Origin of the sequence: Pontibacter sp. 13R65, from assembly GCF_047525655.1 — a bacterium.
Lineage (GTDB): Bacteria > Bacteroidota > Bacteroidia > Cytophagales > Hymenobacteraceae > Pontibacter.
Genome location: NZ_JBLIQL010000006.1, coordinates 181,652 through 197,971 on the forward strand (window position 1 = coordinate 181,652; position 16,320 = coordinate 197,971).

A 16,320-nucleotide genomic window follows, 5' to 3' on the forward strand; every position below is an offset into this window, starting at 1 on the left:
GGGGAGAGACTGGGAAAGGAACTATAGCAACTGGCACGGAGAGCCAAGGGTTGAAAGAAAGCAGTGGGAATAATTAACTAGAACACCGCCCCTCTGCTACACATGATTGAACTAAAAAACAGAAAATGATGTGCCTGTATGGAAGTTTTGGGTAACCTTACCTTCTCCAAAGATAACCAGCACACGGAACAGCATGCATCTTATAGTTTTACTTCTGAAAAAAATGTTTACCCTTATTCTCCGGATAGCAGGTGTGATGCTGTTGCTGGTGGTTACGTTTTTTGTGCTGGGTTTCCTGCTGAGCAGCATTCCGGTAAACCGGAGCTTTGCACAGACCACCGAAAGTAAGATAGAAATTTTTGTTACCTCCAACGGGGTGCATACCGACCTGATTGTACCTGTGGCCACACCCTATATAGATTGGCGCCGGAAACTGCCGCTGCAGCATTTTGCCTCAGCCGACAGCAGCTTTACCCACATTGGTTTTGGTTGGGGCGACCGCCGCTTTTACATGGAAACGCCGGAGTGGAGCGACCTTAAACTGGGTGTTGCCCTTAGCTCTGCCCTCTGGCCTACTCGCACAGCCATGCACGTGGAGTACATCCGGAGTAGTTTATTACCTAACGACCGGCAGCGGCCGGTGCTACTCACGGAGGCACAGTACCTCGACCTGATCCGTTTTATAGACAGTTCGTTTCAGAAACAGGAGGGGCAGTATTTGCTTATTGCCAACAGCGGGTACAGCGGCTACGACAACTTTTACGAGGCTCACGGAAAATTTTATGCTACCAAAAACTGCAACAGTTGGGTAAACAAAGGCTTGAAAGCGGCAGGTGTAAAAACAGCTTGGTGGGCTCACTTTCCGTACGCGATTATGCGGCATTTAAAGTAGTAAAAGCAAAAGGTGGCAGGAAAGCAGAAGCAACTTTAAAAGTCTGTTCCTACTGTTCCTGCCACCTGCCAGCCACTTGTACTTAGGCCGTTGCCTCTGCCATAGCAGCTTTTAGCTCAATTTTTACGCCCAGCACCTGCAAAAACTCCCTGATAAAGCTGGCATGTCCGGGCCAGGCGGGTGAAGTAACCAGGTTGCCATCTACCACTGTATCGGTTACCGGAACATCTACATAAGTGCCGCCCGCCAGTTCTACCTCTGGACCAACAGCAGGGTAAGCTGTTAGCCTGCGGCCGTTTACCACACGAGCTGCTGTCAGAATCTGGATGCCGTGGCAGATAGCGGCCAGAGGCTTATTGTTCTCCATGAAATAGCGTGTCATCTCCAGCACCTTCGGGTTCAGGCGCAGGTATTCGGGTGCCCTGCCTCCGGCTATCACCAAACCATCGTAATCGGAGAGGTTTACGTCGGAGAAGGAATAGTTCAGCTGAAAATGATGGCCAGGTTTTTCGGTGTAGGTCTGGTCACCTTCAAAATCGTGAATGGCAGTTTTTACGATATCGCCTTTTTTCTTGTCAGGGCAAACGGCATGTACCTCAAAGCCTACCATCTGCAGCATCTGAAACGGCACCATGGTTTCGTAATCTTCGGTGAAATCGCCGGTGAGGAAGAGAATTTTTCTTTTGTTTTCCATCGCTTTATAGATTATTAGGTTGATAATCGGTTTTTACCAGCGGCAGCTCCCATACGCCTTGCTCACTATTGTGCCCGGAATAACTTACAGCAGTAGCAGCTCTTGCAATATATTGCTTCTGGCTTGCTCCTCATATTTGTTGCGGAAGGCTTCCGTTTTAAAAATACGCGGCATGCTCAGAAAGTGGTTCAGTACTTATCGGCGCCCGGGCTTGTAAACCATATCAGGGTAGAGGCTATACTCTTTTCTGATCTGCCGGGTGTACTTTTCATATAACGCCCACTCCTCCCCTAAAATTGCCAGGTCACTGTCTATCAAATAATTTGCATCGGCATCAGGTGCACCGGCAGCATGGTGTTGGGTAGCTAATATCAGGTGGGTGCAGGCGGCTATTTTCGCCTCCGGCATTCCCAGCTTCCGCAGGTTCATAGTCGCAACCTCGGCACTTTGAGCTTCGTTATCGGAGCGGGTGACGCTGTACACCACATCATGGAAGTACACTGCAAAAGCCACTGTATCAAAATCGGATAGCTGTTGCTGGTGTGGGTACAACTGCTGCAGCATGTACCCAAGGTGGTGCAGGTTGTGGTAGTGCCTGGCTGGGTGGCTATAGGCTGTTGCCAATTGCTGCCAAAGGTCCAGCACCAGGTCCGTGTCTGCATTGTACTTGTCTGCCAGTAGCTGCCATTGCGTTTGTAGGTATGTGTACATAAACCTTTGCCGATTTGTTAAATTTATCTAATGAAAATAGCTTTCCAGAAGGTTTTTCCGGCTTTTTGCGCCAAGGCTTAGCTATGGTAACAGGAGCCTGATAATAAATTTAAGGTAGCGCTTTTATAATTAACCTGGTGCTGTTAACTTGAGTTTATCTGAAGCGTGTTAAAACTTATACTTAACTCCTTCTTGTTTTGTAGTCTGTTACTTTACCTTTGTGCCTTAACATTGTTCCTTCAAAAAAAATACCATTATGAGTGCCAGAAGTTTTGACCTGCTGCTAGAGACCGCCTACTTGCCTGAGGTTCCACCCATTTTTGAGGAAGGCCCGGCTACGGTTTACAAAAAATTTGAACAAACCTATAAGGCGTCGCGGCTGCAGCAAAAGGGCACTTCTACAGAAGAACTTAATTTTAGGTTTGAGATCGTGCGCCTGGGGGTTGCCATTGCCTTTATCAAAGCCTTTTCGCGGCTGGCAGACAACGAGGGCGCTACTGAGGTGCTGGCTCTGCTGCAGGAGGCTGTAAAAGCAAAAAGCACCAAAGAGATCGACAAAATTATTCAGAAGAAAATTGCCGCCTTTGATACGCTGTACCAGGAGATTTTTGTGCACGAGCAACGGGAGCAGATTCTGGCTCTGTTCGAAAGAACCCTCGATGCCGGCTCTAAGCAGGAGCTGGACGAACTTATACTCGAAGGCCTGGACCTGCTGCAGACCATCGACTTCGACCACACGCCAGACGACGACGAAGACGACCCAATTGATGATGAGTTTATAAAAAGCATTCAATAACCCTCCCGCAGCCTATAGCCTATGGAATTAACCTTAACCACTCCTGGTTTGCTTTTTCCGGCCCTGTCGCTGTTGCTGCTGGCGTATACGAACCGCTTTATGGCCACCGCCAGCCTGGTTCGGGGTTTAAAACCACGTTACGCCTCCACGCACAGCCACCTGGTACTGGCCCAGATCCAGAACCTGCGTACGCGCCTTATCCTGATACGGAACATGCAGGCTGTCGGCATTGGGAGTTTGTTTGGTTGTGTCTTGTGCATGTTTCTCCTGTTTGCAGGCTATAATACGGCTGGCAAATATGTATTTGGGTTTAGCCTGCTCATGTTGCTGGCTTCTTTGGGTCTGGCCCTCCGCGAAATCCAGATTTCGGTGCATGCCCTGGAACTGGAGCTCAACGACATGGAAGAAGAAACTGAGGCCACCTGACCTGAAGAAAACCTTATTCCGTTTATCTGCCTTCGCTCAAATTATTCTAACGAAAATGGCCTACCGGAGGCATTGTTGCACCATCCTTCCAAAGGGCTGACTGAGTTTGTTGTACTGTGCCTGTAACACCAGATAGCCGTCTCTGCTTCTGGCAGCTATAGCAGCTTACTGCGCATAAACCTCCCAAAGAACGACCGCAGCATCTTTACCACCACCTGCTTTTGGGTTGCCAGCAGCAGGCAAGTGCAGCTACTGGTATTGGTGCTCATTATTTATGGTATCAAAGACATAAATAAAATACACTTTATAAGATATTGAACTAAATATTATTATATATTCACAGGAATTTTATAAACAAGCTGTTCTTGCATGCAAAAAATTTTACTGGCAGTTTTTATTATCTTCTTCACCTTTACCTTACAGATCAATGGCACCCACTTGGTAGGCGGAGATTTTAACCTGCAACACGTTAACGGCTACAACTATTCACTATCCTTAAATCTTTATTTCGATGCCATAAACGGTCTTCCCGGAGCCAAAGACCCCACTCTCAAAGTCTCTATATTTGAGAAAGGCACAAACGTGCGGGTGCAGGATCTGCTGATGCCGTTGCGATCGGAAACTCCCATGAATTACACCAATACATTTTGCAGCAGTGTGAACATTAAAACCACTAAAATGTATTATGAAGTGCCTGTTTACTTAGATCCTGCTATATACAAGCATGCCGAAGGTTATTACGCGGTATGGGAAAGGTGCTGCCGCAACAACTATATAAATAATATTGAAAACTCTGCCGGTGCCGGCCAAACCTTCTACATGGAGTTCCCGGCAGTTGTTCAGAAGGGCGTCCCCTTTGTTAACTCTTCTCCGCTTTTGCCCACTCCGCCTAGCGTGTATGCCTGCACCGACGAACTCTTTACTTATAATTTTGGAGGGCGAGACCCTGATGGCGATGAACTGGTGTATGACCTGGTAACCCCAATCAATGGGTTTAGCTCAGAGCTCAACATTATTCCGGATGCTTCGCCAGGGCCTTATCCGGATGTTCAGTGGCTACCGGGTTACAGTAAGGAAACCCAGATAATAGGAGATCCTTCGCTTGCCATAGATGCCAAAACTGGTATTCTTACGGTAAAGCCACTTAATCGGGGCTTGTTTGTGTTTGCCGTTCGGTGCCAAGAGTTCAGAAACGGAGTAAAGGTCGGAGAAACGCGTATCGAGTTTCAGCTATTGGTAAGAACCTGCCTCAGCAACGAAGAACCCGCTGTGTTTGCCAAATACCAAACTGGTAACCAGGAAAGCAAATTTTACAAACCGGGTGAAATTTTGCGTATTAGTGCAGCCGATTCACGCTGCTTATCGGTTTTTGTGACAGATAGAGACAAGAATGAACCTGTAGCCGTACGCGCCATTCCGGTAAACTTCGATCAGGAAGACTTTTATTTTTCTGGCCCTACAAGCGGCAGAGTAAACACCGGCTCCGAACCAGACACCTTAAAAACCACCCTCTGCCTGCTCAATTGCTTCGATACCAAAGGTAAAGTATATATGCTCGACCTGATTGCCAACGACGATGGCGACGGCGAATGCAGCATGCCGGGGCAAGATACCTTACGGATCAGCTTTATAGTGGAACCGATGGCAGATCATCCTCCTGTTATTGCCCTCTCTACCGCCACGCGTGTTTTTGAAGTGCAGGAGAAGGATCAGGTACGCTTTGAGGTCATTGGGACTGACCCGGACAACGATCCGGTGGAAGTAACGGCTGTAGGCAAAGGCTTCGACTTACAGGCGCAGGCCATTTCTTTTGTCCCTGTTTCCGGCGTAGGCCGAGCGGTAACCACCTTTGCCTGGAACATAGATTGTCAGGCCTTAAATCAGCCTTCTTACCAGATAGAATTTACAGTTACGACCAACAATTGTGGTGTAATATCCACCGCAACTGAGACCGTAGAAATAAAACCTAAACAAGAGCAAATCGCAAATAACACGCTAAAAGATGACCAGACCATTTGCTCTGGCAACTTAACCGCCCTTATTGCCGGAAGTGTACCCACAGGCGGTGTGGGCAACTACCAGTATGTATGGGAAAGCAGTACAACAGGAGACCAGCACAGTTTTGTACCTGCAACTGGCAACAATCAGTTACAAGACTATCCGCCTGCTTTGTTCGCACAAACAACCTGGCTTAGAAGAAAGGTGATGTCTGGCAACTGCTTTGAGCATTATAGCACCCCGGTGAAAATAAACGTTACACCGCCTATAGCTAACAATGTTGTTTCTGGAAGTGCAGAGGCATGTATCGGTACTCCGCATCCTGTTCTTTCTGGTTCAGTCCCTACCGGAGGCAACGGACCTTATTCGTATATGTGGGAAGCCAGCACGACAGGAGCTACAGGCCATTTTGCTCCTGCCCCCGGTGCCAATACCGCTATTCATTACCAGCCTGAGAACCTGACGCAAACCACCTGGTTCAGGCGGATAGTGAAGGCTGGCACCTGCATTGCCTCTGTGAGTGCGCCCTTTGAAGTAATGGTATACAAAGCTTTAGAAGGAAACCTTATTTCGGGGCCGCAAAGCTTGTGTGCCGGTTTGCAACCGCTGCCCCTGCTTAGCTCATCGCCTAGAGGCGGCAGCGGACAGTACCGCTATTTCTGGGAATACAGCACCACCTCGGCCAGCGCTGGTTTTACAGCAGCCCCTGGTGTTAATAACCAAGCCAGCTACAGCCCTCCTCCACTTACCACCACCACCTGGTTCCGGCGTAAAGTAGTTTCGGCACCTTGTCAGGAACTAACCAGCACAGCTGTGCAGATAGAAGTATATCCTATTCCGGCGGTGCCAGTTGTGCAACATGCTACAGTTTGTCCTGGGGAAGCGGCTTTTCTTGTGGCTTCTGTGCAGGCAGCAGATGACCGCATAGAGTGGTTTGACCAGCCTACCGGCGGCACCCTCGTTCGCAGAGGGACCACCATGGAAACCCACGCCCTCCTCGCCAATCAGGATTTTTATGTGCAGGCAGTGAGCAAGCATGGCTGTGTAAGTCCCAGAGTTAAAGTAAGCGCTACGCTCCATCTGCCATCAGCCTTTGCAGGAGAAGATATTTCGATTATAGCTGGCAAAACCACAAAGTTGCAGGCTTCCGGCGGAGGCAGTTACAGCTGGTATCCACAACACGGCCTGTCCGACAGCTTTGTAGCAAACCCAGTTGCCAAACCACAGCAAACCACTCATTATACTGTTACAGTAGTTACTCCCGAAGGCTGCACTTTTTCCGATGATGTAACAGTTACCGTACTGCCGGGTCTGAGAATTCCGAATGCCATTACACCCAATGGTGATGGCGTGAACGAAGGCTGGTACATTGAGAATATTGAGCTTTACCCCAATTGTCAGGTACAGATCTTTACCCGTTGGGGAGCTAAGATCTTCGAATCAAAAGGATACACAAGGCCTTGGGACGGTACTTTCCAGGGCAAAGCCTTACCCGTTTCGGCCTATTATTATATCATCGAGCTAAAAGACCATAACGAAAAATTTTCAGGCAACATCAGTATCATTAGATAAGCCTGGCCCTTCTGGAGCACATTTTGGCTCCGGAAGGGCTTTTTTATTAGAATAATTGGTGAGCCTGCGTACAAGTCAAGAATAGAGATAGTAGTTACCTGCTTCTTTGGCAGTTCATCAAGCATACTTCTATTATAAGAGAAAGAGGTGCCTTTGGGCTGCTATTATAATAGTGTAGAAGCCTTGTCTTAAGAATCCTAAAGAAGCCTCCGGAAGGGCCAAACCATTAGCATAATTCAGTTTGTCCGAATAGCACCCTTAAACCAGGACTTCCAAGGGCATCCGCTCGTCCTGCTACTTCTACAGTTTCTACGGGTGTTTGCTCTAACTCACCAGCCTTCACCCCAGGTGCTATAGTAAACTCCGTATTTTCACATACCTGGAACCAGGTATTTTAAGTACTTAAGCAATATTATTTTGAATATTATCGCTTTTAAGTATACCTTCAATCCACCACATTTCATTATAAGTCTGTAACATCCAATTACCAGGGCGATCCTTTTGCTTTTGAGGAATCGTGTTGGGTGCTACTGCATTATCATTTTAACCCACTTTATGATGCAACTTTTACACAAAGGCATACTTCTGTTATGCCTTCTCTTGCTGAGCCTGTCTGCTGTGCAGGCACAATCTACTGGTTGTAAGCCCACAGTAACAGCCTCAGGGGCTAACGGCCTGTGTCCTGGCGACAAAGTAACCCTTACTTCCAGTCTAAAAGGAGCCCGTTACATCTGGACCAGAAACGGCTCCACCATTGCAAACGCCAATTCAGATAAATATGAAACCACTCAGGCAGGCGCTTACACAGTTCGGGTTGAAGGCATTAGCGGCTGCCCCTCCACTCCCACCCCCTCCGACGAAATAACAGTTACCATAAGTGCCGTTCAGGCAGACTTTTCAGTGGCAAAAGAAGAAGTCTGCGCAGGCACACGCATCGACTTCAGCAACACCTCCTCCGGCAACGGCCTTACCTATACCTGGGACTTCGGAGGCAGCGGCACCAGCTCAGCGCGAGACCCCAGCCATACGTTCAATTTGCCTAACGGCACTACCAGCCGCGAGTACAAGGTAAAACTCACCGTAAAAAACAGCGATGGCTGCGAAAGTGTCCGGGAAAAAACCATTAAGGTAACCGAGGTGGTAGCCGATTTTACAGTGCCGGGAGTCGATTTGTGCGCCGGGTCGGCCATTAAGTTTACCGATGCCTCCAGTGGGGAGGGCAGAAAGTACGAATGGAACTTTGGCGACAGCAATACCAGTACCGCTGCCTCTCCTACTCATGTGTACAAAGGTTTTACGGGTGCCTCCAAAACATTTACCGTAACCCTAAAAGTAACCAACAGCGCGGGCTGTGTTAGCACCAAAACGCGGCAGGTAACTATAAAAGAAGGTCCTGATGCTGATTTGCTGGATGTTGATGCAGGTTTTAACACGCCCTTTGTACGCTGCACCACCAACCCCACCGACATTAACTACACTGTAAACGCACGCAATAACTCCTCTACAAAATCGCTTAACAGAAAATACACCATCAATTGGGGAGATAAAACACCGGTTCAGGAATTCACTGATTTTAATGACATTTCCCACACCTATACTGCTCTGGGGGCTTTTAAGCTGGTATTTACCGTAGAAGGAACCAATGGCTGCACCTCATCTACCACCTACGAAGTTTACAACGGCAGCAACCCAAGCCTTAAAATGGGTAGCCCGGGCAACACAGTTGGTTGCGCCCCTCAAACCTATACCTTCCCTATTGAAAACGTTCTTACAAATACACCTAACACAAAATACACCTTTTGGTTCGATGACGGTACCCCCGCATTAGAGTACACCCAGGAGAATGTACCATCGGAAATTACCCATGTTTTTAATACCAGTTCCTGTGGCAAGCCTGGCAACCAATTTACCTTGTACGGAAAGGCTGAAAACCCTTGCGGTGGCACAGAGGTAACCGTGAGTTCCATCAAAATTGGAATTAAGCCCCAGGTGAACTTTAGCTTTAATGCTTCAGGAGTTTGTGTGGGGGCTGATATCCCTTTTTCTAACACCACCATAAACGGCACCTCCATTACCAACACAGGCAATTGTACCTCCCAATCTGCCTTCACCTGGAAGATAGAGCCTGCCACCGGTTGGACTATGCCCTCCGGCAGCATTAACTCCGAAAATGTAAGCATCCGGTTTTCCTCAGCAGGAACCTACCGGGTAACTTTAGTTTCGACTAATGGTTGTGGTGTAACAGAAACAACCAAGGAAGTGCAGGTAATGACGCCGCCAAAGGCCATTTTTACACTCGAACACGAAGAATCCGGCTGTAAAAATCTGCCTGTTACCGTTAACAACATGTCGGAAGGAGATGATTTACGCTACGACTGGAGCATTTCGCCTAGCACTGGGGTTTCTTACCTGAGCGGCAATGCCAACAGCAACAACCCTATCTTTAACTTTACTGAGGCCGGCATTTACACGATTACGCTGAATGCCTTCAATAGCTGCGCAGTAAGCACTGCCACTGCCCAGCTAATTGTAAAAGATAAGCCAGCCGTAACCCTGCCTGCCGACCAAGTATATTGCGGGCCTCAAACACTTAAATTTGATGCGGCAAGCACCGCCCATAAGCCTACTTACGATGCAAAGCATGGCACCATTACAGCCTACTCCTGGGTAGTGACAGGCGGGGCAGACCCGGCTACGTTTGTGGGCGGCACCAATGCGCAATCGCAATACCCCGAAATAAGGTTTACTTCTTCAGGAACCTATACGGTAAGAGTGCAGGCTACCAATGAGTGCGGCATATCAGAGGTTAAATCGCAGACAATTACCATACACCAGCTTACCAACAACATACTTAGCGCGGATCAAAGCATTTGCTTAGGGAGTCTGGCAGCTAACATAACTGGTTCTGACCCTGTAGGCGGCACCGACAACTATACCTACAAATGGTACAAGAGTACCACCAGCCCCAACACCGGATTTGCAGAAATTGCAGGTGAAAATAATAAGAGCTATGCCCTAGGAGCTTTAACCGAAAAAACCTGGATTTACCGCGAAGTAATATCCGATGGGTGTACCCTGGCCTCCTTGCCTGTGCTGGTAGATGTAAAACCTGCACCTGCGGCCCCTACTGTTGCCTCCCAGGTAATTTGCAGAGGCTCCAAAGCTACGCTGAAAGCCACAGGCGCAGGAGGCAATATTACCTGGTACGACGCCAATAACAACAAGCTCGCCGAGAACACCGATGCTTACGAAACATCTGCCCTCACGGCCTCTGCTACCTATTATGCCGTAATCGAGACCGCAGGTTGCTCCAGCCCCAGAACAGAGGTAAAAGTGGAGGTGCAGGAACCGATCGGCAACAATATACTGGGCGCAGATCAGAATGTGTGCTTGGGCCAGCCAGTAACTATTGCATCGGGCAGTACACCTACAGGCGGCAGTGGCACCTATACCTACCTTTGGGAAGTAAGCACCACCTCTGAAACAGCAGGTTTTGCAGCTGCACCTGGTACCAACTCCGGCCCGGATTATACCTTGGTGGCAACCAGCCAAACCACCTGGTTCCGAAGACGCGTATCGGGAGGCGTGTGTGAGGCCAGCCTGAGTAATGTACTGAAAGTAGAAGTAACACCAGCCATTGCAGGCAACCAATTAACAGGTACCCAAACTATCTGCGAGAACAACATCCCGCACACACTCACCGGGCCAGAGCCAACAGGGGGTGCAGGTATGGGCACCTTTACTTACTCTTGGGAATTCAGCACCACCAGTGCCAGCACGAACTTCGAAACCATTCCCAGTGCTACCGGAAGAGAGTACACACCAGGAGCTCTTGCAGTCACAACTTGGTTTAGAAGAATTGTCAGATCAGGTGGCTGCCAGCTAGCATCTGCTCCCATTTTAGTAACCGTAAACCCGGCACCGGGTGCACCTGCTGTGGCAAACATCTCTGTGTGCGCTGGCAACATTGCCACACTTCGTGTAAATACTCCAATTGGTACCTTCGATTGGTTTGCAGACGAAACTAATACCACACCACTTCATACAGGGCCGCAGTATGAAACACCGGTTCTTATGGCCACCACCACTTACTATGTGCAATTTACTGATGCCACTGGTTGCCCCAGCTCCAGAACGCCGGTTACCGTTACAGTTTTCCCAGCGCTTGCATCCAATACCATTAGCAGGAGTCAGGTAATCTGTACCGGCGAAAAACCAGCTGACTTGGTTGGCTCAACGCCAACAGGGGGAAACGGCACCTACACCTATCTCTGGGAACAAAGCACCAATAATACCACCTGGACTGCCGCTCCTGACATAAACAGCTCTAAAGACTATCAGCCACCGGTGTTAACGCAGGAAACTTGGTACCGCCGCCACGTTACATCGGGTGGCTGCAGCGAGGTGTCGGCTCCGGTGCAGATTGTGGTAAATAGACTGGTAAGTAACAATAGTATTAGCTCTCCGCAAACCATCTGCACCGGCTCAAAACCAGCGGCGCTTAGTGGCACGGCTCCAACAGGTGGCGATGGCTCTTTTACCTACCTCTGGGAAATGAGCCTGAATGGACCAACCGGATTATTTTCTCCAGCTCCTGGTATCAATACGCTCGCAGGGTACGAGCCCGAGGTCCTTACACAAACCACCTGGTTCAGACGGGTGGTTTCTTCAGGAGATTGCCCTAACCCTTCGGCAGCCATAGAGGTAACCGTACAGGAAAATATTGCCAATAACCTGCTTTCAGAGGATCAGATTGTTTGCTCCGGCAGCAGCAACGTTAGCATTACCGGCAGCTTACCTACCGGCGGCAATAGCACCTACCTATACCTGTGGGAAGTCAGCACCCTCAATGCACAGGATGGTTTTACACCTGCTCCTGGCAAAAACGATGAACAAAATTATTCCACGGTTGCCCTTACGCAAACCTCCTGGTTCAGAAGAAGAGTACGCTCCACCCCTTGTGCCGACCACACCAGCCTGGCCGTACAGATTACGGTAAACCCTACCATCAGCAACAATACTATTACAGCTGAGCAGGTTATTTGCGCTGGCTCAGCCCCGGCTGGTTTTGCAGGTTCTACGCCGGCCGGAGGCAATGGTGCCTACGTATACCTTTGGGAGTATAGCACTGAAGGCCCCAACAGCGGCTTTAAGCCAGCTATCGGCATGAACAGCGGCCAGGACTATGCCTCTGGCACACTCTACGAAACAACCTGGTTTCGGCGTACGGTAGCCTCAGATCCTTGTCCACCAGTTGCCAGTGCAGCCATTAAAGTTACCGTAAACCCGGTTTTAGCGAACAACACCATCTCTGGCGATCAGACTGTCTGTACGGGCAGTGGTCCAACTCTCCTGAGAGGTCTTGTTCCTACGGGAGGAGATGGCACTTATACTTACCGTTGGGAAGCCAGTACCGATGGAACAGTCTTTGCCCCTGCTACTGGCAACAACACACTGGCAACCTATCAGGCAGGCACCCTTACTCAGACTACCTGGTACAGGAGAGTGGTGACCTCCGGCAACTGTACCGATGCCAGTGCGCCAGTTAAAGTTACAGTTAACGACCTGCTTACAAACAACATCATTTCAGAAGACCAGCTTATTTGTATGGGAGCAACTCCTATGGGCTTGGTTGGCTCGGCTCCGGCCGGTGGTGATGGCACTTACACCTATTTATGGGAAAGCAGCACCGTAGGCGAAAATGCTGGTTTTATCGCAGCCAGTGGTAATAATTCGGCTCCGGATTATTATCCGGGCGCTCTTAGCCAAACGACTTGGTTTAGAAGAGTGGTGAGCGCTGGCCCCTGTCCGGTTCACCAGAGCAACACCATTCAAATAACGGTTACACCACCTATTTCGAATAACAGGGTTTCTGTGCCGCAGTCTATTTGCGAAGGTACTTTGCCAGCTCCACTCACTGGGTCAGCCCCAACTGGCGGCAACGGAATTTACCGTTTTGTTTGGGAAAGCAGTACCACCAGCGCTACGGCTGGTTTTGCTGCCGCAGATGGTTTGAACAACCAGCCAAATTATGCCCCAGGCCTCACACCTGTCACTACCTGGTATCGAAGAGCCGTGTATTCTGAAGGTTGTTCTAATGTATCTGCACCTATTCAGGTAACGGTAACCAAACCCATAACCAATAACCTGGTACATGCCGGGCAGGTAATCTGTGTCGGCACAGCACCTCTGTCTTTAGGAGGCACAACACCGGAGGGAGGAACAGGGCATTACCAATACCTATGGGAATCAAGCCGCGATAACATAAACTTTCTTCCGGCGAGCGGCACCAATACCGGAGCAGAGTATACACCCGGACCACTTACTGCTACTACCTGGTACCGTCGTATTGTTACGGCAGGACCTTGCGCCCCTTCTATTAGCAATGAAGTAAAAATTGATGTAAACTCACCTGTTACAAACAACACCATAGGCTCCCCACAACGCGTATGTGCTGGTGCTCAGCCTGCTACTCTGTTTGGTTCTACGCCAACTGGCGGCAGCGGCAGTTATACATATCTATGGGAATACAGCACGAGCAGCGCTACCGCTGGGTTCGCAGTAGCTCCGGGTGTTAATAACCAAGTAAACTACAGCCCTGAAAATTTATCCAGAACTACCTGGTTCCGTCGTAAAATAATTTCGCTGCCTTGCCAAGAGAGTGTGAGCCTGGCAGTTTTGATCAGTGTAGATCCTCAGCCGATATCACCACAAGTCAGTGGCACCACTATTTGCCCAGGTGCATCTGCCATGCTAACGGCAACCTCTTTGTCTCCTGCTTATACGCTCCAATGGTTCGATCAGGAAGAAGGTGGCCTCCCCTTGGCAACAGGCGGCACCTACCAAACACAACCACTGCTGGCCACAACAGATTTTTATGTACAAACTGTAAATCAGTTTGGCTGCCCCAGCGACAGGGTTAAGCTTACAGCTGAGGTAATTGAACCTGTAGTGCATGCGGGTGCAGATATTACCATAATAGGCGGAAGAACAGCACAATTGGTAGCTACAGGTGGTGCTACTTACCAATGGCTCCCGGCAGAAACACTCTCTGACCCCACGTTAGCAAACCCTGTGGCAAAGCCCCACGAAACAACAACCTACACTGTTACCGTCACGACTAAAGAAGGATGTACCTTCTCCGATGAAGTTAAAGTTACGGTGTTGCCAGCAGTTAAAATTTCTAACATGATTACTATGAACGGAGACGGCATCAACGAAACATGGTACATCGAAAACATAGAGAAATATCCGAACTGCCATGTGCAGATTTTTACCCGCTGGGGAGCTAAAATATTTGAGTCTATTGGTTACCAGGTTCCCTGGGATGGCACCTACCAGGGCAAGCGTATGCCAATGGCTGCCTATTATTATATAATTAAGTTAGATGAGAAAGAAGAAGCGATCTCAGGAAGTATCACCATTATTAAGTAGCAGAAGTATGAAAGCCCTTTTTACACTTATAATAGTGTGCTGCTTCAGCGCTGCTGCCTGGTGCCAGCAGCGCGCGCAGTTCAGCCAATACATGCAGAACAACTACCTTATAAATCCGGCTGTGGCTGGTATAGAAAGTTATGCCGATATTCGCCTGGGGTACCGCACCCAATGGACAGGAGTAGAAGGAGCCCCGAATACCTTTTATGCCAGTGCGCATACAGCTCTAAACAAAAATGACCGCAACGCACTGCCCCACCGGTTGTTGAACGGCAAATTCGTAAAGCCAAAAACAAATGCAAACAGAAATAACCGCTTCCATGTTAGTCCGCACCACGGAATAGGAGCCATTGCACAAATAGATCAGGCTGGTTTGCTCCGTATGAGTTCTCTGAACCTGAGTTATGCTTACCACCTGCCACTGACCAAAAACATTAATTTATCGAGCGGAATATACTCTGGTCTGATGCAAATGAATATAAATCGGGAGGGGGCAATGATGCAGACACCTGACGATCCGTTTTTATATGCCGAAGGAGCCAATATGTTAAAGCTTGATCTGGGGGTAGGGCTCTGGCTCTACGGCCCCAACTTTTTTGTTGGCTTATCAGGAGCGCAACTCGTGAAAAGCGGAAACGATGTATATGCTTTGGGCGATGGTCCACGGGCGACCATGCAGCCACATTACTTTGCTACAAGTGGCTACAGAATTAATGTTTTAGATAACTTAACATTTACTCCTTCTGTGCTGGTAAAATTAGCTCCCTCTACCGGATTAACGGCATTAGACTTTAATTTAAAGACCATGTACCTTCAACGTTTCTGGGCAGGGCTTTCGTACAGGCAAAAAGACGCGGCCGCTGTTATGGCAGGTATTCATATCAGCCACTTGCTGGACATAAGCTACTCCTACGACTTTGCCACCTCAGATATGAGCAAGGTTAATGCAAATAGCCAGGAAGTGGTGATAGGCTTTAAGCTAAATAACCCTAGCAAAGTTATTTGCCCAAAATGGATCTGGTGATTCCCATTTCAAGAAATCTACTGTGACTTTAAGCTTTCTAGTAGTTGCAAAATCAGGTAATTGCTTTAAAAAAGCTGGTTACCTGATTTTTATTTTCTAGACTTTGCCACTGGTACTTAAAACCCGTCATATTAGCCGAAAAATAAAATTTTTAAATAGAAAACTTACATCAGTCGTCCTACATTCAGACTGTTATGAAGTCCATTAAGCACATCGATAAGATTTGTTAGTGTGTTATATAGCTGAAGGTTATTCTGTTAGGTTATAAACTGAACCCGGGAACCCTCTACCTGCAGAGAGATTGTTTAGCATCTAAAACAATAGGAACTGTCAATATTTTAATGGTAGGATCCTATAAACTACATCTAATGTCGATACACTTTCCCGACATTATATATCTCACCTATATGGTGCAAAGAAATAACCCATTTAAATAATAAATAATCTTATTAAACAAATAATATAACCCGGACCTAAAAGTATTCTTCAAAAAGCCTAACCATAATTATGTAAACCCGTAATAAACATGCCTATATACAAAAAGCTATATATTTTATTGTTTTAGCAACTGCTCAGGCTATTGTGGAGATAGAACTAAAGAAAAATAAATGTTCTAAAAAGATACATGTATATACAATTAATTTTTAAATTTGGCTTTTAGTAAAAAAAAACTAATTAAAGTTACATTACATAGCAAAGATTTGTGACACACCAATATATTGTACTAGTATTTCATCGTTTTGAAAAGATAAGATAAACCAATATCTATAAAA

8 protein-coding genes are annotated in these 16,320 nt (G+C 47.9%); 6 read left to right on the forward strand and 2 right to left on the reverse strand.

Annotation, left to right across the window (positions count from 1 at the left end; translation table 11 throughout):
* Positions 1–223: 223 nt before the first annotated feature.
* Positions 224–892: a TIGR02117 family protein gene (locus tag ACMA1I_RS09940; RefSeq protein ID WP_337068165.1), complete on the forward strand. Its 669-nt coding sequence runs from the start codon at positions 224–226 to the stop codon at positions 890–892.
* Positions 893–974: 82 nt separating this feature from the next.
* On the opposite strand, the gene ACMA1I_RS09945 is transcribed toward ACMA1I_RS09940, so the two are convergent.
* Positions 975–1,586 (reverse strand): DJ-1/PfpI family protein, encoded by a 612-nt coding sequence (locus tag ACMA1I_RS09945; protein WP_337068166.1) that lies wholly within the window; start codon positions 1,584–1,586, stop codon positions 975–977.
* 195 nt (positions 1,587–1,781) lie between these two features.
* Positions 1,782–2,297, reverse strand: coding sequence for a hypothetical protein (locus ACMA1I_RS09950; RefSeq protein WP_337068167.1), 516 nt, complete (start codon positions 2,295–2,297; stop codon positions 1,782–1,784).
* Positions 2,298–2,553: 256 nt separating this feature from the next.
* Here ACMA1I_RS09950 and ACMA1I_RS09955 point away from each other — a divergent pair, with 256 nt between their 5' ends.
* The 5 genes from ACMA1I_RS09955 to ACMA1I_RS09975 all read left to right on the forward strand — a co-directional run bounded on the left by ACMA1I_RS09955 (position 2,554) and on the right by ACMA1I_RS09975 (position 15,547).
* Complete coding sequence (locus ACMA1I_RS09955) at positions 2,554–3,093, forward strand: hypothetical protein (protein ID WP_337068168.1); 540 nt, start codon at positions 2,554–2,556, stop codon at positions 3,091–3,093.
* Positions 3,094–3,114: 21 nt separating this feature from the next.
* Positions 3,115–3,519 carry a DUF2721 domain-containing protein gene (locus ACMA1I_RS09960; protein WP_337068169.1) on the forward strand — a complete coding sequence of 135 codons (405 nt, stop codon included), beginning with the start codon at positions 3,115–3,117 and terminating at the stop codon, positions 3,517–3,519.
* Between the two features lie 369 nt (positions 3,520–3,888).
* A complete protein-coding gene (locus ACMA1I_RS09965) occupies positions 3,889–7,089 on the forward strand; it encodes a gliding motility-associated C-terminal domain-containing protein (RefSeq protein ID WP_337068170.1) in 3,201 nt (1,066 codons plus the stop codon).
* 555 nt (positions 7,090–7,644) lie between these two features.
* Complete coding sequence (locus ACMA1I_RS09970) at positions 7,645–14,523, forward strand: PKD domain-containing protein (protein WP_337068171.1); 6,879 nt, start codon at positions 7,645–7,647, stop codon at positions 14,521–14,523.
* 7 nt (positions 14,524–14,530) lie between these two features.
* Positions 14,531–15,547 (forward strand): type IX secretion system membrane protein PorP/SprF, encoded by a 1,017-nt coding sequence (locus ACMA1I_RS09975; RefSeq protein WP_337068173.1) that lies wholly within the window; start codon positions 14,531–14,533, stop codon positions 15,545–15,547.
* The last annotated feature ends 773 nt before the right edge of the window (positions 15,548–16,320 follow it).